Source organism: Streptomyces sp. NPDC102270 (genome assembly GCF_044766405.1).
Classification (GTDB): domain Bacteria; phylum Actinomycetota; class Actinomycetes; order Streptomycetales; family Streptomycetaceae; genus Streptomyces.
On record NZ_JBIWLX010000015.1, the window covers coordinates 180,732 to 201,419 of the forward strand.

The 20,688-nt window shown below is 70.7% G+C and carries 20 protein-coding genes and 2 pseudogenes; 12 read left to right on the plus strand and 10 right to left on the minus strand.

What is annotated here, in order from left to right:
* The first annotated feature begins 201 nt into the window (after positions 1–201).
* Entirely contained in the window at positions 202–1,677 is a 1,476-nt protein-coding gene (locus tag ACIRP7_RS30735; protein ID WP_403665813.1) for a hypothetical protein, read from the plus strand.
* A gap of 48 nt (positions 1,678–1,725) precedes the next feature.
* Here the strand turns inward: ACIRP7_RS30735 and ACIRP7_RS30740 are convergent, their stop codons facing one another.
* The 5 genes and pseudogenes from ACIRP7_RS30740 to ACIRP7_RS30760 all read right to left on the minus strand — a co-directional run bounded on the left by ACIRP7_RS30740 (position 1,726) and on the right by ACIRP7_RS30760 (position 4,951).
* Complete coding sequence (locus ACIRP7_RS30740; RefSeq protein WP_403665966.1) at positions 1,726–1,905, minus strand: hypothetical protein; 180 nt, start codon at positions 1,903–1,905, stop codon at positions 1,726–1,728.
* An 86-nt stretch (positions 1,906–1,991) separates the two neighbouring features.
* Positions 1,992–2,489: an ISAs1 family transposase gene (locus ACIRP7_RS30745; protein WP_403665815.1), complete on the minus strand. Its 498-nt coding sequence runs from the start codon at positions 2,487–2,489 to the stop codon at positions 1,992–1,994.
* A gap of 91 nt (positions 2,490–2,580) precedes the next feature.
* Positions 2,581–2,943 (minus strand): annotated as a pseudogene (locus tag ACIRP7_RS30750) (transposase family protein); the annotation flags it as partial.
* 384 nt (positions 2,944–3,327) lie between these two features.
* Positions 3,328–4,506: an acyl-CoA dehydrogenase family protein gene (locus ACIRP7_RS30755; protein ID WP_403665817.1), complete on the minus strand. Its 1,179-nt coding sequence runs from the start codon at positions 4,504–4,506 to the stop codon at positions 3,328–3,330.
* A 70-nt stretch (positions 4,507–4,576) separates the two neighbouring features.
* Positions 4,577–4,951, minus strand: a complete 375-nt coding sequence (locus ACIRP7_RS30760) for a ferredoxin (RefSeq protein WP_403665819.1) — start codon at positions 4,949–4,951, stop codon at positions 4,577–4,579.
* A 127-nt stretch (positions 4,952–5,078) separates the two neighbouring features.
* Between ACIRP7_RS30760 and ACIRP7_RS30765 the strand changes: the two genes are divergently transcribed.
* A complete protein-coding gene (locus ACIRP7_RS30765; RefSeq protein WP_403665821.1) occupies positions 5,079–5,456 on the plus strand; it encodes a DUF6479 family protein in 378 nt (125 codons plus the stop codon).
* 91 nt (positions 5,457–5,547) lie between these two features.
* Here the strand turns inward: ACIRP7_RS30765 and ACIRP7_RS30770 are convergent.
* Positions 5,548–5,814 (minus strand): annotated as a pseudogene (locus ACIRP7_RS30770) (glycoside hydrolase family 15 protein); the annotation flags it as partial.
* A gap of 492 nt (positions 5,815–6,306) precedes the next feature.
* On the opposite strand from ACIRP7_RS30770, the gene ACIRP7_RS30775 reads away from it, so the two are divergent.
* From ACIRP7_RS30775 to efeB, 3 genes are all read left to right on the plus strand, one after another.
* Positions 6,307–7,689, plus strand: coding sequence for a Tat pathway signal sequence domain protein (locus ACIRP7_RS30775; protein WP_403665823.1), 1,383 nt, complete (start codon positions 6,307–6,309; stop codon positions 7,687–7,689).
* Between the two features lie 197 nt (positions 7,690–7,886).
* Positions 7,887–9,920: an iron uptake transporter permease EfeU gene (gene efeU / locus ACIRP7_RS30780; RefSeq protein WP_403665825.1), complete on the plus strand. Its 2,034-nt coding sequence runs from the start codon at positions 7,887–7,889 to the stop codon at positions 9,918–9,920.
* 44 nt (positions 9,921–9,964) lie between these two features.
* The gene (efeB, locus tag ACIRP7_RS30785; RefSeq protein WP_403665827.1) at positions 9,965–11,245 is read left to right on the plus strand and encodes an iron uptake transporter deferrochelatase/peroxidase subunit; all 1,281 of its coding nucleotides are present in this window, start codon (positions 9,965–9,967) and stop codon (positions 11,243–11,245) included.
* 41 nt (positions 11,246–11,286) lie between these two features.
* Here efeB and ACIRP7_RS30790 read toward each other — a convergent pair whose 3' ends face one another.
* Positions 11,287–11,940 (minus strand): NAD(P)H-binding protein, encoded by a 654-nt coding sequence (locus tag ACIRP7_RS30790; protein ID WP_403665829.1) that lies wholly within the window; start codon positions 11,938–11,940, stop codon positions 11,287–11,289.
* Positions 11,941–12,040: 100 nt separating this feature from the next.
* Here ACIRP7_RS30790 and ACIRP7_RS30795 point away from each other — a divergent pair, with 100 nt between their 5' ends.
* From ACIRP7_RS30795 to ACIRP7_RS30815, 5 genes are all read left to right on the plus strand, one after another.
* Positions 12,041–12,445, plus strand: a complete 405-nt coding sequence (locus tag ACIRP7_RS30795; protein WP_403665831.1) for a PaaI family thioesterase — start codon at positions 12,041–12,043, stop codon at positions 12,443–12,445.
* The gene (locus tag ACIRP7_RS30800) at positions 12,445–13,113 is read left to right on the plus strand and encodes a TetR/AcrR family transcriptional regulator (RefSeq protein WP_403665833.1); all 669 of its coding nucleotides are present in this window, start codon (positions 12,445–12,447) and stop codon (positions 13,111–13,113) included. Before ACIRP7_RS30795 ends, ACIRP7_RS30800 begins: the two co-directional genes overlap by 1 nt.
* 131 nt (positions 13,114–13,244) lie before the next feature.
* Positions 13,245–14,237 carry a dihydroxyacetone kinase subunit DhaK gene (gene dhaK, locus ACIRP7_RS30805; protein ID WP_352386144.1) on the plus strand — a complete coding sequence of 331 codons (993 nt, stop codon included), beginning with the start codon at positions 13,245–13,247 and terminating at the stop codon, positions 14,235–14,237.
* A 37-nt stretch (positions 14,238–14,274) separates the two neighbouring features.
* Positions 14,275–14,874 (plus strand): dihydroxyacetone kinase subunit DhaL, encoded by a 600-nt coding sequence (gene dhaL, locus ACIRP7_RS30810; RefSeq protein WP_403665835.1) that lies wholly within the window; start codon positions 14,275–14,277, stop codon positions 14,872–14,874.
* Positions 14,867–15,277: a PTS-dependent dihydroxyacetone kinase phosphotransferase subunit DhaM gene (locus ACIRP7_RS30815; protein ID WP_403665837.1), complete on the plus strand. Its 411-nt coding sequence runs from the start codon at positions 14,867–14,869 to the stop codon at positions 15,275–15,277. The genes dhaL and ACIRP7_RS30815 overlap by 8 nt, the downstream gene beginning before the upstream one ends.
* Here the strand turns inward: ACIRP7_RS30815 and ACIRP7_RS30820 are convergent.
* A complete protein-coding gene (locus ACIRP7_RS30820) occupies positions 15,262–15,987 on the minus strand; it encodes a glycoside hydrolase family 75 protein (RefSeq protein ID WP_403665839.1) in 726 nt (241 codons plus the stop codon). The genes ACIRP7_RS30815 and ACIRP7_RS30820 overlap by 16 nt on opposite strands.
* 347 nt (positions 15,988–16,334) lie before the next feature.
* Between ACIRP7_RS30820 and ACIRP7_RS30825 the strand changes: the two genes are divergently transcribed.
* Both ACIRP7_RS30825 and ACIRP7_RS30830 read left to right on the plus strand, forming a co-directional pair.
* On the plus strand, positions 16,335–17,315 hold the full coding sequence (locus ACIRP7_RS30825) for a fibronectin type III domain-containing protein (RefSeq protein ID WP_403665841.1): 981 nt from the start codon (positions 16,335–16,337) through the stop codon (positions 17,313–17,315).
* Positions 17,316–17,500: 185 nt separating this feature from the next.
* On the plus strand, positions 17,501–18,052 hold the full coding sequence (locus tag ACIRP7_RS30830) for a hypothetical protein (protein WP_403665843.1): 552 nt from the start codon (positions 17,501–17,503) through the stop codon (positions 18,050–18,052).
* Positions 18,053–18,087: 35 nt separating this feature from the next.
* On the opposite strand, the gene ACIRP7_RS30835 is transcribed toward ACIRP7_RS30830, so the two are convergent.
* Positions 18,088–18,630 carry a PadR family transcriptional regulator gene (locus tag ACIRP7_RS30835; protein WP_403665845.1) on the minus strand — a complete coding sequence of 181 codons (543 nt, stop codon included), beginning with the start codon at positions 18,628–18,630 and terminating at the stop codon, positions 18,088–18,090.
* Between the two features lie 33 nt (positions 18,631–18,663).
* Positions 18,664–20,679, minus strand: a complete 2,016-nt coding sequence (locus ACIRP7_RS30840) for an FAD-dependent oxidoreductase (RefSeq protein ID WP_403665847.1) — start codon at positions 20,677–20,679, stop codon at positions 18,664–18,666.
* Positions 20,680–20,688 lie beyond the last annotated feature (9 nt).

The window sequence follows — 20,688 nt, forward strand, 5'->3', positions numbered from 1 at the left end:
CTTCGCGGGTGTGCGGGGGCTCAGTAGTAGCGGCCCAGGGCTCCGTCGTTTTCGCGATCGCTGAGGAATGATCACGTGAGTCCGAGGGCGGCCGGCGGCCGGGTCATGTCCCGCCCGTGATGACGCAGGCCCTCGGCGATGTTGTCCCACCCAGGTGTGTCGCTTCCGAGACGTTCGTTCCGACACAGTCACCCTGAGTTCGTGAGCAACCACCCTCTCATCGTCGTGGAGGCCCCGGACGCAAGGGGGCTGCGGGCCGTGCGCGTGCGAGGAGAGACCATCGGACGGGTCTGGTCGGCGCGCGGGCTGAGACGCCTTCTCCGGCGGGCGGGAGTGCCTCCGGACGACCTTGATGTCGACGCCCCTGGCCGGGTCTACTGGGAGGCGGACGAGTCCTCCTGGCCCGACTGCCCGTGGCGAAGATGGGCCGCTGGCGCCTTGATGGCGCTGGGCCTCCTGGTCTCGGCCGCAGTCCTCTTTCGTGTGGGTGCTACGGATGCGTTCAACGCCCTGGCGTACGGCGGTCGCGTCGTGGGCGTCGCCTTCATCGCCGCGGCGCTGGCCGAAGCGGTCGCAGCACTGGCCGTATGCGACTACTGGGGCAAGAGGGCCATCCGGTACTCGGGCCCGGTCGTCCTGACGGGCGTCGGCACCGTGCTGGTCACGGATCTGATGTTCCTGATCACACAGATCCAGGGCCGGGATTACACCCCGTTCCTCTGGCTGTGGATCGGCCTAGTGCTTTGGGTGGCCTGGGCCCTGTGGACTCTGACACTGCAGAAGGTGTGGCAGGCGATCCAGCATCCCAGGGGCATCGCACTGAGCGTCGTGGTGTCCGGAGTCATCGCGCTGGCGAGCCTGACCTATTCACAGATGTACCTCCCATACTCCACTCCCGTGAAAATCCCGTTCAGTGTCTCGTTCGGTGAATCCACCCTAAGCGCGGACGGTACCGCCCTTCACGTTCCGGCACATGTGGAGTTCCGCAACACCGGTTCGGTGAGGGTCTATGTCGTCGGCACCATGTGGAAGGTCATCGGGTGGCCGACTCAATACGCGGAAAAGGGTATCGGGGAGAGCGAATGGAAGTGGGAGACGTTGAATTACGACCGAACATTCAGGCATGTAAAGTATGCCAACTCGCACATGTTGGGCACCGGGAAGTTCGCCGAACCGGGCGATCGGCTTGACCCGGGGGTGAACCTCTCGAACGACTTCGTCATCGATGTGCCGCTGCGATCCGGGCTCGGTCGCATCGAGATCGACGCGACCGCCTCCTTCGTCCGAGCCGACCGAGGCAAACTGGGAAACAGCTATGCGAGTTCGCGCGAAGTCTCCTGGGACCCGGAAACCGGGAGGCATCTCCAGGATGCCCCGGACTGGCTCACACCGAAAGGGGACGATTTCTATCGCTTCCACTCCAAGATTTACCACAGCAGCGAGATGCTGAACCTGACGCACTCCACGGACTATGCCACGGGCTGGTGGGTGTTTCCGAAAGGGGAAATCGACGTAGCCAAGGGAGACACCAACCCCTACCTGTACGTCTCAATTTTCCGAGACTCAGAAGGAAAGGAAAGACTGAACGATTCAGAGCAAGAACCATATGGAATGACCACAGAAACCCGATCGACTGAACGCACAGTCGATCAGCTCCTTCGGGCCGCGAAGAAGTAGCGCTCCGCGGCCCAGGGCTCTGTCGTTCCTGCGATCGGCGCGGAGTGATCACGTGAGTCCGAGGGCGGCCGGCGGCCGGGTCATGTCCCGCCCGTGATGACGCAGGCCCTCGGCGATGTTGTCCCACCCGGTCAGGCGGAGCGCGCCGATGGCCAGATTCCGCAGTGAAGCCAACGCCCGCGGCGCACCGGCCGTGCGTACTTGCGAGGCGTCCTCTCCGAACGTCACGTCCCTGACGTGGTGCTCACGATTCTCGATAGCCCAGTGCCCGCGAACGCGTTCCGCAAGATCAGCGGCGTTCGCTTGGTGCACCGTCAGACTCGTGATCGCGTAGACGCGTTCAATTGACACCCTCCCGGTGCGCAGGGTGCGCCGTCGGCGGACGATCTGCAGTGCCTGGTCGGCGTGCGGGAACGGCAGTCCCGGCACGGTGGCGGCTTGAGCCGGCGGATCTCGTCGCGGCCGTGCGCGGTGGCCCGGGTGCGGTCCAGCAGCGGAACCTCCTTCCACGGCAGGTCCTTCACCAGCGTGTGCAGGCTCGGATGGTTGCCCTTGAGCACGGCGATGTAGTGCGCTCTCTTCTCCTCGACCAGGAACTTTGCGTGGTCGGTCTGGGTCAGCAACGCGTCGAAGGTCACCACCGCGCCGGTCAGGTCCAGCGGGTCCAGCAGTGGCCGGAATGCGGTGATCTCGTTGCTCTTGGCGTCGACCTCGCGCTGGGCCAGCACGATGCCGTCGTCGCGAAGAGCGGAGATCAGGTGGACGCAGCGGCCGTCGGAGCGGATCGCGCCGCGCAGAGACTTGCCGTCCACCGCAACGGGCTGCCCGGACCGGGCGGGTCGGCGGGTGTCCGTCCTGGCCGGCGGCGCGGGAGGCGGCGGCACGAGCGGTGAGCCAGCCGCCGATCGCCGCGTCGAACGCGTCGCCGTCGATGCGCTGAAGTACTCGGCGCACGGTCGCCTCGCTGGGCGCGCGGCAGGGCCGGTCCGGATCACGCAGCGCAGCCCCGCAGCAGAACAACAGTCGGTCAGAAGCTTCGGCGGCCCACTCGGCGATTGCGATGAGGGACTTCGCTCCGGCCAGGACTGCGCAGGCGGCCACGGCCAGAACGTACGGCAGCGGGTGACGGCGGCCCCGGCGGCGGCGCGGGTCGGGCAGGCGAGACAGCCGGGCCAACAGGTCGGGTAGCTCGTCGGGGCAGGCCGGATCACAGCCCGAGAGTTGACCCAGCCCGGCGGGGACGGGTGACGGTGGAGCAGCAGGCACGGTCTTCCGTTGTGGTGATCAGCGAACTCGATACTCCATGATCACCGGAGTCCGTGCCTGCGCGCGTATCCGCTGCCCTTCACGAACCGCCCATCACCGCCGACTTGAGGTACTGGGCACATACCGGCAGCTTCAGGCCAACCGCGAGAACGACGGAGCCCTGAGTAGCGGCCGCCCTGCGGCGTGGGCAGGGCGTCGAGTTCGGCCGCGGTCTGCCGCACTGAGCCGCACGTCGGCCGCGCCGGCCTTGTCCAGCAGGTACTTCAACAGCTTGGTGCCGGGGGGATCGGGACGACGTACTCACCTGGGCCAGCACCCACGCCAGCGCCACCTGGGCCTTCCATCCCCCTTGTGCGCCAACCAAGAGGCCTCGTCACGGGCAGGCTAACGCCGTACCCGCGGCATCCCCAGACCGATCCACGAGATGATCTCCCGCTGGATCTCGTTGTTGCCGCCGCCGAAGGTGAAGATCACCGCCGAGCGGTAGCCGCGTTCCAGCTCGCCGTGGAGGACGTCGCCCGCCGAGCCCTCCTTCAGCGCGCCGGCCGCCGCGACGATCTCCATGAGCCACGCGTAGGCGTCCCGGCGGGCCTCGGAGCCGTAGACCTTGACCGCGGAGGCGTCCTGCGGGGTGAGGGTGCCGTCCTCGACGGCGTTCACCATCCGCCAGTTGAGGAGTTTGAGCGCGTCGAGGCGGGTGTGGGTCTGGGCGAGGCGGCGGCGCACCCACGGCAGGTCGATGACGCGACGGCCGTCGGCCAGCTTGGTCTCCATGGCCCAGCGCTGGACGTTCTGCAGGGCTCGGATGGCCATGGTGCCGTGGGCGGCGAGGGTGACGCGCTCGTGGTTGAGCTGGTTCGTGATCAGCCGCCAGCCCTGGTTCTCCTCGCCGACCCGGTGCGAGACCGGGACGCGGACGTTCTCGTAGTAGCTGGCCGTGGTGTCGTGCGAGGCGAGGGTGTTGATGACGGTGAACGAGTAGCCGGGGTCGGTGGTCGGCATCAGGAGCATGGTGATGCCCTTGTGCGGCGGGGCGTCGGGGTCGGTGCGCACGGCGAGCCAGACCCAGTCGGCGGTGTCGCCGTTGGTGGTCCAGATCTTGTGCCCGTTGACGACGTACTCGTCGCCGTCCCGCACCGCGCGGGTCTTCAGGGAGGCCAGGTCGGTGCCCGCCCCGGGCTCGCTGTAGCCGATCGCGAAGTCGATCTCACCGGAGAGGATGCGCGGCAGGAACCAGGACTTCTGCTCCTCGGTGCCGTACCGCATGATCGTCGGGCCTACCGTGTTGAGGGCCATCAGCGGCAGCGGTACGCCGGCCTGGGCGGCCTCGTCGAAGAAGATGAACTGTTCCATCGCGGTCAGGCCGCGGCCGCCGTACTCCTTGGGCCAGCCGACGCCGAGCCAGCCGTCCGTCCCCAGGCGCCGGATGGTGTCGCGGTACAAGCGCTTCTGGGCGTCCCGGTCGGTGAAGCGGGCGTGCGCGTTGTCCGGGACCAGATCGGCGAAGTAGGCGCGCAGCTCGGTGCGCAGCCGCTGCTGCTCGGGCGTGTGGTCGAGATGCACGGCGCCTCCAGGCTCCCAGGCCGGTCCTGACGGCGCACACGGTAGAACGTGTTCCAGAAATTGGGAACGGTCAGACGAGGGTCGCCATGAAGTCCGTGCACGCCTGGGCGCACTCGCGGCACGCCTTGGCGGCGTCCTCGTTGCCGGCATGCCGGTCCAGGACCTGCGCGCACTCCAGACAGACCGACCTGCACCATTCCAACTGGACGCGGATGCCGGCCTCGTCGAGGTGGTTCTCCTCGGACAGGACCCGGCAGGTCGCGTCGCACACCTCGGCGCACATGATGCCCTTGCGTCGGAGTAGTTCCTGTTCCTCGGTCCCGTCCGGATCGACCAGGCTCGCGCGCAGCGCACAGGCCCGTGCGCACTCGGTGCACGCCTGGGCACACGCGAAGCGGTCCTCCAGGAACCGGAACAGCTCCTGCTGAGAAGTCGAAGTCGTCACAACAGGCGGGTAGCCGGGGTCCGGGCCGCCAAACCCGGAGTTCCCAGGGGTTTGCGTCCCCCGGGCGTCCCCCGGGCATCCCCCGGGCGGGTCGATTCGCTCGCCGGACCAGGGGTACTCGCGCCGCATGAACCAAGCCCTGAACACCGAATGGATGGATCTGGCCGCGGGCCGGGGCGGCCTCGCTGCCGGAGTGATCGCGGCGGGTGTGGTGGTCGTGGCGGTGCTGATCGGCGCCTTCTGGCTGGGTGCCCGCGTCAAGCGCCGCGAGTCGCGCCCGCCGACTCCCGACGAACAGCCGAGGCTGCCCGAGAGCGGGCCGGTCCGTGAGGTCAGGGAGCACCGGGAACCCGACGAGGTGCCCAGGAGCGACACCCGCCTGACCCCGCACGAAATGCCCCAGCACGGCAACAGTCCGACCCGGACGAGTCCGGGGCACGAACGCCCTCGCTGGGACGACGGCAGCAGCGGCTCGTTCGGCAGCGGCGGTCCGGGAGGCGGCTGACGTCCACGGCCACGGCACCGGTCATGACACACATCCGGCTTTGCTGTAACCGTCCGGAACAGCGCCCGAACTGCTGGAGGCGGGCGCCCGCTCACTCACCGAGCCGGGCGGCCGCCTCCAGCATCACCGCGTGCACGAAGGCCTGCGGGAGGTTGCCGCGCAGCTGACGCTGGGCGATGTCGAACCCCTCGGCGTACAGCCCCGAGGCCCCGCAGGCGCCCCGGTTGCGTTCGAACCAGCGGTACGCCTCGACGGTCCGGCCCTGCTGGTGTTCGGCGAGCGCCATGACGAACCCGCACAGCACGAAGGCGCCCTCTGCCTCTTGCAGGGGGCGCTCGTCGTGGCGGAAGCGGTAGACCGGCATCCCTCCCACCGACCAAGCCGCACCCCCAGAACCGCCCCCACACCCCATCCCGTCAGCTCTCCCCGCCTCCCCCACTCCCGTCGCTCCCCGACACCGCCCCGCGGCCACCTCGACGGACGCCGCGCCGAGTACACGACCCGCGCCGCCCGGCCCCACGGGGTGCCGCCCACGCGACAGCAGCCGGCGCCGACCACTGATCCATTCTCTTGATCGCCCCTCACGCACGACATCCGTCCTTCGGCCAGGAAGCGGCGCCGGGCGCGCGGCGCCCCTCCGCCGTTCGGCCGAGGGCACGGTGGATCTCCCGCGTCCGGCGCACGCACGCCTGCTTCACGGACGTGCTCCCCGACCGCCTCGCCGTCGAGGCGGCCAACTACTGTTCCAACCCCAGACGTTGACCCGCCTTCGGCACGACAGCAGAATGATCCCGCCTCTTTGAGAGCGCTCTCAGAACATCCCGGCAGCCCGTACCTTTCGAGGAGACCCATGATCGGCAGCCCCCGTCCGCCCCTCAGCCGCCGCACGCTCATCCGGACCGGCCTCGGAGTCGCGGCTTTCGCCGCGACCGGCACCGGCACCGCGCAGGCGGCCCAAGGGACGTCCACGGCGCCCGGGGTCTCTGCCCCCCGCCGTGCGCAGGCCTTCCTGGCCGCCGCCATGGACGCCTACCCGGACCACGGCACCATCCGGCTCACCCAGAGCTACACGGACCAGGCGGGACTGTTCAGCACGGCGTTCACGTACGACAACGCCCTCGCGGTCCTGGCCCATCTCGCGTCCCCCGCGGGCGAGTCGCGGGCCGTGGCCCTCGGTGACGCGCTGTTGTACGCCCAGGCCCACGACCCCGTGTACGACGACGGCCGGCTGCGGCAGGCCTACAACGTCGGGCCGTACACCTTCTACGACGGCTCCCCGCAGCCGGACGGGTTCGTCAAGGCGGACGGCACTGCCAACGTCGGTACGCAGTTCGGCTTCACCGGGACCGCCGTGGGCGACATGGCGTGGGCCGGTATCGCGCTCAGCGCCCTCGCCGGGCGCACCGGTGAGCGGCGCTTCCTCGCCGGCGCGGTGCGGATCGGCGAGTGGATCGAGCGGGTGGGACGGACCGACGAGCCGCTCGGCGGCTACAAGTTCGGGGTCGACGGGGCCGACCAGAAGCTGCCGTTCACCTCGACCGAGCACAACACCGACCTGGTCGGCCTGTTCGGGCGGCTTGCCCGGCTGACCGGGGACAAGGTCTGGCGGGAGCGTCGCGCGCGTGCCAGGGCCTTCGTCGAGAAGATGTGGGAGCCCTCGGGGGGCTACTTCTACACCGGCACCAACGACGGCGTGACGATCAACAAGTCCCCGATCCCGGAGGACACCCAGACCTGGACCCACCTCGCCCTCACCTCCCCGGCCCACTCCCGCTCCCTCGACTGGGCCGCGGCGGAGCTGGCCGTACGGGACACGGCCGAGCGTCCCAACAGCACCGTTCCCGCCGGGCAGTCCTACGAGGGCGTCACCTTCAGCTCCGCGAGCCTGCTGGCGAACGAGGGTGCCCCCATCTCCGACGGCCAGCCCAGGCCGGACCGCAACGGCGTCTGGTTCGAGGGCACCGCCCACCTCGCGCTCGCACTGCGCCACCGGGGACATGCCGGGGACGAGAAGCGCGCCCGCCGCCTGCTCGGCTCGATCGAGCGCGCCCAGGATCGCCTCGGCGACGCCCAGACCGTAGGCGGCACGGCCCTCCCGACCCGCTCCGGGGTCGTCTCGGCGAGCAGCCCGCTCGACACCGGTTTCGGGTTCGGCTACTACCCCTATCGGCACACCGGCGCCACCGCCTGGTACCTCCTGGCCACGGCCCGCGCCAATCCACTGCGGGGCTGACGCCTCCGCCCGCTCCGCACGGTCGACAGGAGGCGATCTTTACTGCCCCATGGCAGGGAGATGACCGGATAACTGCTGATCCATGACCGGATAGCTGCCCACCTGCACCCATGATGGTCGGCGTAAGTAAGGCGTGCCTACGCTAACCAGCGTCCACGGCAGGCCGAGAGCGACTGTCGTGGAGGGGCCCAGCACCCATGTGGGACGACGCGTTTCCGAGCTTCCTCATCGGACTGAGGGAGGGCCTGGAGGCCGGGCTGATCGTCTCCGTTCTCATCGCCACACTGGTGCGCTCCGGTGCCCGGGCCCGGCTGCCGCAGGTGTGGACGGGAGTTCTGGCCGCGATCTCCCTCGCCCTGAGCTTCGGTGCCGTGCTGACCTTCACCGCCGCATCGCTGTCCGCCACCGCCCAGGAGGCGTTCGGCGGTGCGCTGAGCGTGGTGGCCGTCGGGTTCGTCACCGCGATGGTGTTCTGGATGCGCCGCTCGGCGCGCACCTTCTCAGGCGAGATCCGGGCGAAGGTCACCGGGGCGCTGGGCATGGGCGCGGGCATGCTGATCGTCACCTCGTTCCTGGCCGTGGGCCGCGAGGGCCTGGAGACCGCGCTGTTCCTGTGGACCACGGCCCGCGCGGCCGGCGAGTCCGCGGGCCCCCTGACCGGTGCCGGGATCGGCCTGCTCCTCGCGGCGGCCCTGTGCTGGGGGCTGTACCGCCGTGTCCTGCACATCGACCTGACAAGGTTCTTCACCGCGACCGGCGCCGTCCTCATCGTGATCGCGGCCGGTGTGCTGGGCTACGGTCTGCGCGACCTCCAGGAAGGCGGAGTGCTCCCCGGCGGGACGTCGTACGCCGTGGATCTCGGCGGCAGCATCGACGCGGGAGCCTGGTACAGCACCCTCGTGCAGGGCGTGTTGAACCTGACGCCGACCATGACCTGGCTCCAGGTGGCCGGGTACGCCGGTTATCTCATGGTCGTGATGCCGCTGTTCCTGCGCAGCTCGCCGGCCCGGACGACGCAACCGGCCCCGAAGGCACGGGAGGCCGAGCCGGCCAGTCCGGCGCCCGTGCGCCGCCGCCCCGTGTGGGTGGTTCCGGTCGCGGTCGTCGCCGTACCCGCCGCGCTGGCGGGAGTCGCGGTCACCCTCGGCGGTTCCCGTCCCGCCGGTGCCCAGACCGTGGCCGTGTCCGAGACGGACTGCGGCCAGGGCTTCACCGCGCCGAAGCCCGGGCGACGGACGTTCCGGATGCACAACACCGGCGACAAGACCTCCGAGGTGTACCTCATCGACCCGGGCACCGGCGCGGTCTACGGCGAGGTCGAGGGCCTCGCTCCCGGCACCACCCGCGATCTGGCGGCGACCGTCGCGGGCGGCACGTACGCCTGGCGCTGTGTGCCCAGCACCGGCAAGGCGGTCACCTCGCGCGCGGTACGGGTCACGGGCGGCGGTGGGTCCACGGCGGCGGTCGTCCCGGTCTCCGCCGCCGATCTGGCCGCGCCGCTCACGTCGTACACGGCGTACGTCGACCGGGGCCTGGCCACCCTCGTCACACAGACCGGACGGCTCAGCGACGACGTCGAGGCCGGCCGTCTCGGGGCGGCCCGCACCGACTGGCTGACAGCACACCGCACCTACGCCTCGCTCGGCGCCGCCTACGGCACCTTCCAGGACTACGACCAGAAGATCGACGGCAGGCCCGACGGACTCCCCGGCGGTGTGCACGACAAGGACTTCTCCGGCTTCCACCGGATCGAGTACGGCCTGTGGCACGGCGAGTCGGCGCGTGAACTGGTTGCGCCCGCCCGGCAGCTCGCCGCCGACGCCGCCGCACTGCGCAAGGCGTTCCCCGCCCAGGACTTCGACCCCGGAGACCTGCCCCTGCGCGCCCACGAGATCCTGGAGAACACCCTCCAGTTCGAGCTGACCGGCGACGCCGACCAGGGCAGCGGCACCGAACTCGCCACCGCCGACGCGAATCTCGCCGGCACCCGCGAACTTCTCACCGTCCTGCGGCCGTTGCTGACCGGCCGCGCCCCGCATCTGCTGCCCACCGTCGACACGGACATCGCCCGGCTTCAGAAGCTGCTCGACTCCGCGCACCCCGGCGGGAGTTGGACCCCGGTCTCCCGTCTCGACGCGAGCGCGCGGGCCCGGTTGGACGGGGCCACCGGGCAACTGCTGGAGGATCTCGCGCCGGTGCCGGACCTGCTGGAGATCAGGAAGTCCGCGTGAAGAACGACGACCAGCAACACCAGCATCCCGGAGGGAACCACCCCATGCCGTCGACCGAAGCATCAGGAGCATCAGGCTGCCCCGCGGGGGCCGGTCGCCGCTCCTTCGTGCGAACGGCCCTCGGCGCCTCGGCCGCGGGCGCGGCACTGGCCGGCGGCGCCTTCGCCCTGAGCGCGAGCGGGGGCACGGCCGAAGCACAGGCCGCGGACGCCGCCGGCACCGCGAAGGTGCCTTTCCACGGCGTCCACCAGGCGGGCATCCTCACCCCCGCACCGGCCGCGGCCACCTTCGTCTCCTTCGACGTCATCGCCGACGACCGCGCACAACTGGCCGAGCTGCTGCGGACGTTGACAGCTCGTGCCCGTTTTCTGACCGCGGGCGGCACCCCCGCCGACCTGGGCGTCGGTGCCCCGCCCTCCGACAACGGCATCCTCGGCCCGGACGTCCCCGCCGACGCCCTCACCGTCACCGTGGGGGTGGGAGCCTCGCTGTTCGACGACCGCTACGGCCTGGCGAAGGCGAAGCCGCGCCGGCTCACCCCGATGCGCACCTTCCCCAACGACAACCTCGATCCGGCCGCGTGCCACGGCGATCTGTCCCTTCAGCTCTGCGCCGCCCGCCAGGACACGGTGCTGCACGCACTGCGCGACATCGCCAAGCACACCCGAGGCGCGATGCAGATCAGGTGGCGCATCGACGGTTTCCAGAACGTCCCCCGCCCCAGCGGTGCCCAGCGCAACCTCCTCGGCTTCAAGGACGGCATCGCCAACCCGGAGGTGACGTCGGCCCGCGAGATGAACCAGCTCGTATGGGCGGGCGACGAACAGGGCGAGCCGGCCTGGGCGCGCGGCGGCTCCTACCAGGTCATCCGTGTCATCCGGATGCTCGTCGAGTTCTGGGACCGGGTATCGCTGACCGAGCAGGAGCAGATGTTCGGCCGCCGCAAGGACACCGGCGCCCCGCTCGACGGTGCCAAGGAGACCGACGTCCCGCACTACGCCAAGGACCCGCACGGCACCGCCATCCCCCTCGACGCGCACATCCGCCTCGCGAATCCGCGCACCGCCGCGACCGACAACTCCCGCATTCTGCGCCGGGGTTACAACTACGACCGCGGCATCGACGACGTCGGCAACCTGGACATGGGCCTGGTCTTCTGCTGCTACCAGCAGGACGTGCGGCGCCAGTTCGAGGCCACCCAGACCCGTCTGATCGACGAACCCCTCGTCGACTACATCTCCCCGACCGGTGGCGGCTACTTCTTCGCGCTGCCCGGTGTCCGCGACGCTGCCGACTGGCTGGGCCGGGAACTGCTCACGCCGTGAGGGCCACGCGGCACTCTCCGCCACGCCTGCGGCCGGCGGCCTCACGAGCGGACGTTTGCCTGGACCGCCTCTTCGATGGGTGTCGATCCCGAGTCGAGTTCGAGGATCTGCCGGCCGATCCGGGGTTCATGGAGCAGTTCAGCGAGGGTGGCGGCGACGTCGGCGCGAGCGATCTGGCCGTGGAACTCCGCCGGCCCGAGGGAGACGGTGCCGGTTCCCGGGCCGTCGAGAAGGAGTGATGGACGGAGGATCAGCCAATTCAGATCACTGCGGCTGACCGCGATGTCCGCACCCTTCTTCACGGCGAAGTAGTACTCGACCTCGTCCGGGAGGTCGCGTTCCCGCCATGATTCCGGAAGCACCGACACCAGCACGAAGCGTTCCACCCCGGCGAGACGTGCCGCCTCGATCGCTTTGACGACCCCCTCACCGTCGACGGCCGTCGTGACCTCCCTGCCGCCGCCGTTCGATCCGGCACTGAAGACGATCACGTCGACGTCACCGAACGCTGTCGCGAGTTCCTCCACGGTCATGCCGGAAAGGTCGCCCACTCGGGTGTGCACGCCCAGCGATGCGAGTTCGGCCTGCTGGTCCTCCCGGCGAACCAGTCCGTGGACGGTGTCTCCCCGAGAGAGCAGTTTCCGCGCGAGCAGACCACCGATGCCGCCGGTGATGCCGATGACGAAGACGTCCACCTCTGTTTCTCCGTTCTCTCGATGCAACTCGGGGGTTCGTCGTTGACGATCCTGGTTAACGACGATAACTTATCGTCGTTAACCAGGAGAGGAGTGGCCCGTGGTCGCACTTGAGGCCGATGACGTCTATGCGCTCGCGCCGTACGCCAAGACGCTCGGGGTCGAGTTCGAGGAAATGACGGCAGCCGGTGTGCAGGCCCGACTGGCGCACGACCATTCCCTCTCCACGATGGGCGGCGGGCTCCACGGAGGGGCGTTGATGGGGCTCGCCGACGTGTGTGCCGCCGTTTGCGCCGCGCTCAACGGTCCAGCCGGCGCCGCACCGGCCACCGTCGAGTCGAGCACGCATTTTCTGCGGCCGGCACGCACGAGCGTCGTCGCGACAGCTCGTCCGTTGCGGCTGGGACGCAACACCGTCATCGAGGTCGACATTCACGATGCCGAGGGCGAACTGTGCGTGCGGGTGACCCAGGTGGTCACCACCGTCACACCGAAGACATCCTGATGCCCGGTCACGCACCCGTGTCCGTGACCGGTTCCCGAGTGCGCGCCGCCAAAGGCCAGGGCGGCCTGCTCCGAACCCGGCTTCTCGACATCGCCGATCAGCTGCTGGAAGACGGAGGCGCCGAAGCTGTGACGATTCGAGCGGTGGCGACCCGTGCGGGAGTCAGCCCGCCGGCCGTCTACCTCCACTTCGCCTCGAAGCGCGAACTCGTCCACGCGGCGTGTCTGCGGGTGTGGAGCTCACTGTTCACCGAGCTGGAAGCGGTCTCCCGGGACGTCCCGGACCCCGTGACGGCGCTGTACGAAACCTGTGTCGCCTACATCGCATTCGGACTTCGTCATCCTGCCCAGTACCGGCTGGTGATGTCCGGTGAGGCCACCCAGGCCAGCCGCCGGAACGAGGACGAGTGCTTCCGCTATTTCCGGGACAAGGTCGCGGCCTGTGCTGATGCCGGGGTTCCTGTGACGAGCAGGACCGAAACGGCCAGAGTGCTGTGTGCCGGTGTGCACGGAGCGGTTTCTCTTCTGATCCACCAAGAGCGTGACGCATGGCCTCGGGACAGCGATCGCTACATCGGACGGGCGGCGTCCTCGGCCGTCCACGGCGCCCTTCTCACCGCGTCCCACATGATCAGACCCTCACTGGCCGACGTGCCGCAGTCGGGCTGAAGCGCGCCGGGCCCAGCCGGCCGCAGGCCGTCACCGGCACGGAGGAACCTCTCCCGGCGTGACCTCCGGTGCCGCAAGGTCGATACTGCCGAAAGCAGCACTCGCAGCCTGAATATCACCAGGAGATACCCATGAAGATGCTGATCAACGTTCCGGAGTCCGTGGTCGCGGACGCCCTGCGCGGTATGGCGGCCGCCCATCCGGAGTTGACCGTGGATGTCGAGAACCGGGTGATCGTACGGCGGGACGCCCCCGTTGCCGGGAAGGTCGCCCTGATCTCCGGCGGTGGCTCCGGGCACGAGCCGCTGCACGGCGGATTCGTCGGACCCGGCATGCTCTCCGCGGCCTGCCCGGGCGAGGTGTTCACCTCCCCGGTGCCCGATCAGATGGTGCGGGCGGCGGCCGCCGTGGACAGTGGGGCCGGTGTGCTGTTCATCGTGAAGAACTACACGGGTGACGTGCTCAACTTCGACATGGCGGCCGAGCTCGCCGAGGACGAGGGCATCCAGGTCGCGAAGGTCCTGGTCAACGATGATGTGGCGGTGACCGACAGCCTCTACACGGCAGGCCGGCGGGGCACCGGCGCCACGCTGTTCGTGGAGAAGATCGCGGGGGCCGCGGCGGAGGAGGGGCAGTCGCTCGAGCGGGTGGAGGCGATAGCCCGGCAGGTCAACGAGAACTCCCGGAGTTTCGGCGTCGCGCTCAGCGCGTGCACCACGCCCGCCAAGGGCAGCCCCACCTTCGACCTGCCGGCCGGCGAGCTGGAGCTGGGGGTCGGCATCCACGGCGAGCCCGGCCGGGAGCGGCGGGCGATGATGACCTCCCGGGAGATCGCCGACTTCTCGGTGCACGCCATCCTGGACGACATGAGCCCACGCAATCCCGTGCTCGTCCTGGTCAACGGCATGGGAGCCACCCCGCTCCTGGAGCTGTACGGCTTCAACGCCGAGGTGCAGCGGGTGCTGGCCGATCGCGGGGTCGCCGTCGCCCGCACCCTGGTCGGCAACTACGTCACCTCGCTCGACATGGCCGGCGCCTCGGTCACCCTGTGCCAGGTGGACGAGGAGCTGCTGCGCCTGTGGGACGCGCCGGTGCGGACGCCGGGGCTGCGCTGGGGAGTGTGAGCAGGAGATCAACGTACCGACCACGCAAGGAGATCCAGTGCTCGACGCCGACTTCTTCCGCCGTTGGATGACGGCGACCGCCGCCTCCGTGGACCGGGAGGCGGAGCACCTGACCGCCCTCGACTCCCCCATCGGTGACGCCGACCACGGCAGCAACCTCCAGCGCGGGTTCACCGCGGTGACCGCGACCCTGGAGAAGGAGGCCCCGGACACCCCGGGCGCGGTCCTCACCCTCGCCGGAAGCCGGTTGATCTCGACGGTCGGCGGTGCTTCAGGACCCCTGTACGGGACCCTGCTGCGGCGGACCGGCAAGGCGCTCGGGGACGCCGGCGAGGTCAGTGCCGAGCAGCTCGCCGAGGCGCTGCGGGCCGGGGTGGAGGCGGTCATGACGCTGGGCGGGGCCGCCCCGGGCGACAAGACCATGATCGACACGCTGGTGCCGGCCGTCGACGCGCTCGGTACCGGTTTCGCCGCGGCGCGGGCGGCCGCCGAGCAAGGGGCCCTGGCGACCACGCCGTTGCAGGCCCGCAAGGGCAGGGCAAGTTATCTCGGCGAGCGCAGCATCGGGCACCAGGACCCGGGCGCGACCTCGGCGGCCCTGCTGATCGCCGCGCTCGAGGAGGCCGCAGGTGAGTGACGCGAAGCTGGTCGGGATCGTCCTGGTGTCACACAGCGCGGAGGTCGCCGCGTCCGTGGCGGAACTGGCGAAGGCCCTCGCGGGCGGTGGCACGGGGGTGCCCGTCGCCGCGGCCGGGGGGACCGAGGGCGGCGGACTCGGTACGAGTGCGGAGCTGATCGCGGGCGCGGCCGCCGCCGTGGACCGGGGCGCCGGGATCGCCGTCCTGACCGACCTCGGGAGTGCGGTGCTCACGGTCAAGGCGCTGCTGGCGGAGGGTGACGAACTCCCGGAGGGCACCCGGCTGGTGGACGCCCCGTTCGTCGAGGGAGCGGTGGCCGCGGTCGTCACGGCGGCCACCGGAGCGGACCTCGCTGCGGTGGAGGCGGCGGCCGCGGAGGCGTACAGCTACCGCAAGGTGTGACGCGGCGGGAGCGGCTTGTCCTGGACGAACTGCTTCGCCAGCCGCTCCCCCGTCGCGACGGCGGCGGCATGGTCCTCGATCGGTTTCACCTGCGTGTTCCTGAAGACGATGTAGGTGACGCCGGAGGGCGTGCCGCCGCCGCGCGGATCGGGACGGATCCCGAGGGCCTTCGCGGTGGCGTAGGACGCCTCGCCGATGATCTGGCCCGGCCCCACGTCCCCGACGACCGCGTACTGCACCCGGTCCCCGTACACGACGGCCGCGACCGCGCCGCCGCGTACCCCGTGCTCGCGGTAGTCCCAGATCTGGCTCGGCGTCGGCACCACGATGTACGGCAGGCTCTCGGCGCTCAGATAGCGGCCGTCGGACTGCTGGAAGGCGGTCGCGTCGGAGAACAGCGGGTCGGTGCGGCTGTTGCAGTGGCTGCCGGGCCGGCCGTCGCAGTCGATGTCCATGTCGGCCTTCCAGAAGACGGCGTCCCTGGTGCCGCAGACCGGGATGGTCGCGGCCGTGCCGTCGTCACTGCGGTAGCGGCCGTGTGAGACGGGCTCGCAGGTGCGCACCCTGGCCAGGAGGTCGGCGGCCAGGACCGCCCCCTCGCGCCGCACCACCGGCTCGGTCCGGGCGGCGGCGTGCTCGATGGCGGGGGACGTCGTCGGGGCGAGCAGAGCGGCGCTTGCCGCGGCCAGCGTCAGCGACTGGACACGCACGATAAGGGGCCCTCTCCTCGACGGCATTGACGGGCACTCAGCCCAATCTGATGCCGCTTCAGCCGAGCGGCCACCGCAGAAGGGCCGGACGGGGCAGGGGCCGGGGGCCCGAGCCCTCGACGAACCCCGGCCTCCCGGCCACCCGTACGGCGCGGGGACAGCGACGACAGCGGCCCGCGCCACCGGCACGAACTCCGGTCACCTCGGGGCGAGTTCGGCCGTGAAGGCATCAGCATACGGAACTCTCCCGAGCCCGGCCCACACGGTCCGCCCTCTTGATGCGGACGGCCACCCGGCGTCATATTGGTCCGGACCATTGTCGTGGTGTCCTCCCGGGAGGCAGAGCCGTGCGAGGCGTTCCCGTCCCCCTGTGCCTCTGCGCCGCGCTTGTCTTCGTCGCCTCCTGCGGGTGGGGCGGACCGGACGACGGCGAGAGCGGCCGGCTGCCCGCCGCCCCGGTGGGCGTCACGGCCGCCGCGGGCAGCGCGACCAGTGTGCACGTGATGTGGAACGCCGTCGGCACGGGGATCGAGCGCTACGAGGTATATCGGGGCACCACAAAGGTCGAGGAGGTGCCCGGTTCACAGCACATGGTGGACGTCGCCAGGCTCGAGCCCGCGACCCCGTACGCCTTCACCGTGCGGGCCCGCGACAGCGAGGGGCGCCTCGGCCCGCCCAGCCGGGAGGTGCGGGCGACGACTCCGGCAGCCGCGGCGGCGGACCACTCGGCCCCGACCCGCCCCGGCGAGCTGCGGGGCCGGACGGCGGGCAGCCGGGCCGTCCAGCTGAGCTGGACCGCCTCGGCGGACGACCGGGATGTGGTGTCGTACGACATCTACCAGGGCAGCACGAAGATCCACAGCGTGGGCGGCGATCAGACGGCGGCCGTGGTCACCGGGCTGCGTCCGGGCACCCGCTACTCCTTCACCGTCCGGGCCCGGGACGCGGCCGACAACCTCTCACCGGCCGGGGACACCGTCCGCCTGACCACTCCGGGCGGCGACGACGGCCGGGACACGGCACCGTCGGACTTCCGTGCGACCACCCGGCGGGGGGACGACGGCGCGTACGACCTCGACCTGTCCTGGCTGCCGCCCCGGACGGACGGCGTCGTCACGGAGTACCAGGTCCTCCTGGACGGCCGGGCGGCCACCTCGCTCGTGTTCGGCGGGACGCCTCCGCGCGGGAGGGCGACGTACAGCTTCTATCTGGGGCGCGAGGCCGGGGAGGGGCACCGGGTGCGGATCCGCGCGCGGCTGCCCGACGGCACCTGGGGCGGGCTGTCGGCGGAGCGGTCCGTGACGACGGGCGCCGCTCCTCCCCCCTGACGCCCGCCCCGCTCCCATGACGGCCGCTCGCGTCTGCGCCGGACGGAGCAATCCGTCACCTGTCCGGCGCAGCAGCGCATGCGGGCCGGGCCGGGGGCACATTGGCTGTCCCTGAGGCAGCACGGGCTTCCCCCACCTGGCGGCGCCACGGATGTACCGCCGACCGTGCCGCCGGAGGGCAGTCCATGCGCACTGAACAGCTACTTCTCCGCTCCGGCCTGACCGTCGCGGCCGTCGCCGCGCTGCCGCTCGCCCTGACCGCCGGGCCGGCCGCCGCGGCATCGGGCATCTCCGTGAGCACCTCCGGATCCACGGTCTCCGTCACGACCCCGACCTGCTCCCGTACCGCGCCCAACGGCGGCTGGGGCACCGCCTCGCTGCTCACCAGCAGCCAGGCGAACTTCAGCCAGGGTCGGCAGGTGGCCCTGTCGGGGACCACCTCACTGCAGTCCGCAGCCTGGTCGAGCGTGAGCCCCGGGACGTACACCGTCATCGTGATGTGCGCCCACAACAACAGCACGGCGGGCACCCAGTCGATCATCGTCTCGGGGTCCGCCACGCCCACGATCTCGGCGACGGCCACGGCCTCCCCGTCCCGCGGTGTCATGGGCGGTCTCGGCGGCGCCGCCGAGGACTACGGCACCCTGACGCTGGCGGCCGGCGGCGGCCTGGTGGCGGTCGGCGCCGTGGCCGCGGGGTGGTTCCTGCGTCGGCGCTCACGGCCGTACCGCCTCTGAACGCCTTCAGGGGGCCGGTCGCCTCCGAAAAACCTTCAGGCGTCCGGGAGTTCGTCCAGCTCCCGCAGTGCCTCGGTGAGCCACTGCGTCCAGAAGGTCTCCAGCTCGATGCCCGCGCGCAGGACCAGGTGCTGAAGCCTGGCCTGCGCGCTGTCGTTGCCGGGTGGGAAGTCGCGCTTCTCGATCTCCCCGTACTCGGCCAACTGCCGCCGGTGCAGGTCGAGATGGCGGCGCAGGTCGGCCTCCAGACCCGTCGTGCCGACGACGGCGGCCGCGCGCAGCCGCAGCAGCAGGGCGTCCCGGTGCGGCTTGGGGTCCTGCGCCGCGGCCGTCCAGCGTTCGAGTTCGGCGCGGCCCGCGGGCAGGACCTCGTAGCTCTTCTTCTGCCCGCGGGTCGGCTGGGCCGCGGGCAGGGCCCGGATGTACCCCTCGGCCTCCAGTTTTCCCAGCTCGCGATAGATCTGCTGGTGCGAGGCCGACCAGAAGTAGCCGATCGACCTGTCGAACCGGCGGGTCAGGTCCAGTCCCGCCGACGGCCTTTCGAGCAGTGCGGTGAGGATCGCGTGCGGGAGTGACATGGAGTCATCCTAGGGACGGCGCCCGTAAGGGCCTCAGAGGGCGGCCGCGACCTCGGTGCCCTGCTTGATGGCCCGCTTGGCGTCCAGTTCGGCGGCCACGTCGGCGCCGCCGATCAGGTGAGCGCTGCGGCCCGCGGCGACGAGTTCCTCGTACAGGCCCCGGCGCGGCTCCTGCCCGGTGCACAGCACGACGGTGTCGACCTCCAGGACCGTGCTCTCCTCGCCGACGGTGACATGCAGTCCGGCGTCGTCGATACGGTCGTAGCGCACGCCCGGGACCATGGTGACGCCCCGGTGCTTGAGCTCGGTGCGGTGGATCCAGCCGGTGGTCTTGCCGAGCCCGGCGCCGACCTTGCTGGTCTTGCGCTGGAGAAGGTGCACGGTGCGCGGCGGGGCCGGGCGTTCGGGGGCCGCGAGTCCGCCGGGTGCCGTGTAGTCCATGTCGACGCCCCACTGACGGAAGTACGTCTCGGGGTTCTCGTGCGCCTTGTCGCCGCCGTCGGTGAGGAACTCGGCGACGTCGAAGCCGATGCCCCCGGCCCCGAGGATCGCCACCCGGTCGCCGACGGGGGCGCCGTCGCGCAGGACGTCGAGGTAGCCGACCACGCTGGGGTGGTCGACGCCCGGGATGTCGGGAGTGCGCGGGGTGACACCGGTGGCCACGACGACCTCGTCGTAGGCGTCCAAGTCGCCCGAGGACACAGGGGTGTCGAGCCGTACGTCCACGCCGTGGGCGTCGAGCTGGTGGCGGAAGTAGCGGATGGTCTCGTCGAACTCCTGCTTGCCGGGGACCTTGCGGGCGACGTTGAGCTGGCCGCCGATCTCGCTCGCGGCGTCGAACAGGGTGACCTCGTGGCCGCGTTCGGCTGCGGAGACAGCGCAGGCGAGCCCTGCCGGACCGGCTCCGACGACCGCCACCCGCTTGCGCAGCCTGGTCGGGGACAGCACCAGTTCGGTCTCGTGGCAGGCGCGCGGGTTGACCAGACAGGAGGTGATCTTCCCGCTGAAGGTGTGGTCGAGGCAGGCCTGGTTGCAGCCGATGCAGGTGTTGATGGCCTCGGGACGGCCCTCGGCGGCCTTGTTCACGAACTCCGGGTCGGCGAGCATCGGGCGGGCCATCGACACCATGTCCGCGTACCCGTCGGCGAGCAACTCCTCGGCCAGTTCAGGGGTGTTGATGCGGTTGGTGGTCACGAGCGGGATCGACACCTCGCCCATGAGCCGCTTCGTCACCCACGTGTAGGCGCCGCGCGGCACCGAGGTCGCGATGGTGGGGATGCGCGCCTCGTGCCAGCCGATGCCGGTGTTGATGATCGTGGCCCCGGCGGCCTCGACGGCCCTGGCGAGCGTGATCACCTCGTCGAGCGTCGAGCCGCCCGGGACGAGGTCCAGCATGGACAGCCGGTAGACGATGATGAAGTCCTCGCCGACGGCCTCGCGCACCCGCCGCACGATCTCCACGGGGAAGCGCATGCGGTTCTCGTACGAGCCGCCCCAGCGGTCGGTGCGGTGGTTGGTCTGCGCGGCGATGAACTCGTTGATGAGGTAGCCCTCGGAGCCCATGATCTCCACGCCGTCGTAGCCGGCCTGCCGGGCGAGGCGGGCCGCGCGGGCGTAGTCGTCGATGGTCCGCTCGACCTCGGCATCGGTGAGTTCGCGGGGCGGGAAGGGGCTGATCGGCGCCTGGAGGGGGCTCGGTGCGACGAGGTCCCGGTGGTAGGCGTACCGCCCGAAGTGCAGGATCTGCATCGCGATCCGGCCGCCCTCGCGGTGCACGGCCTCGGTGATCTGCCGGTGCGGCTCGGCTTCCGCGTCGGTGGTGAGCTTGGCGCCGCCCTCGCCGGGCCGGCCCTCGTCGTTGGGCGCGATGCCGCCGGTGACGATCAGGCCCACTCCCCCGCGCGCCCGCTCCGCATAGAAGGCGGCCATGCGCTCGAAGCCGCGCTCGGCCTCCTCCAGGCCCACGTGCATGGAGCCCATCAGGACGCGGTTGGGCAGCGTGGTGAAGCCCAGGTCGAGCGGGCTCAGCAAGTGCGGGTAACGGCTCATCGGGCCCCT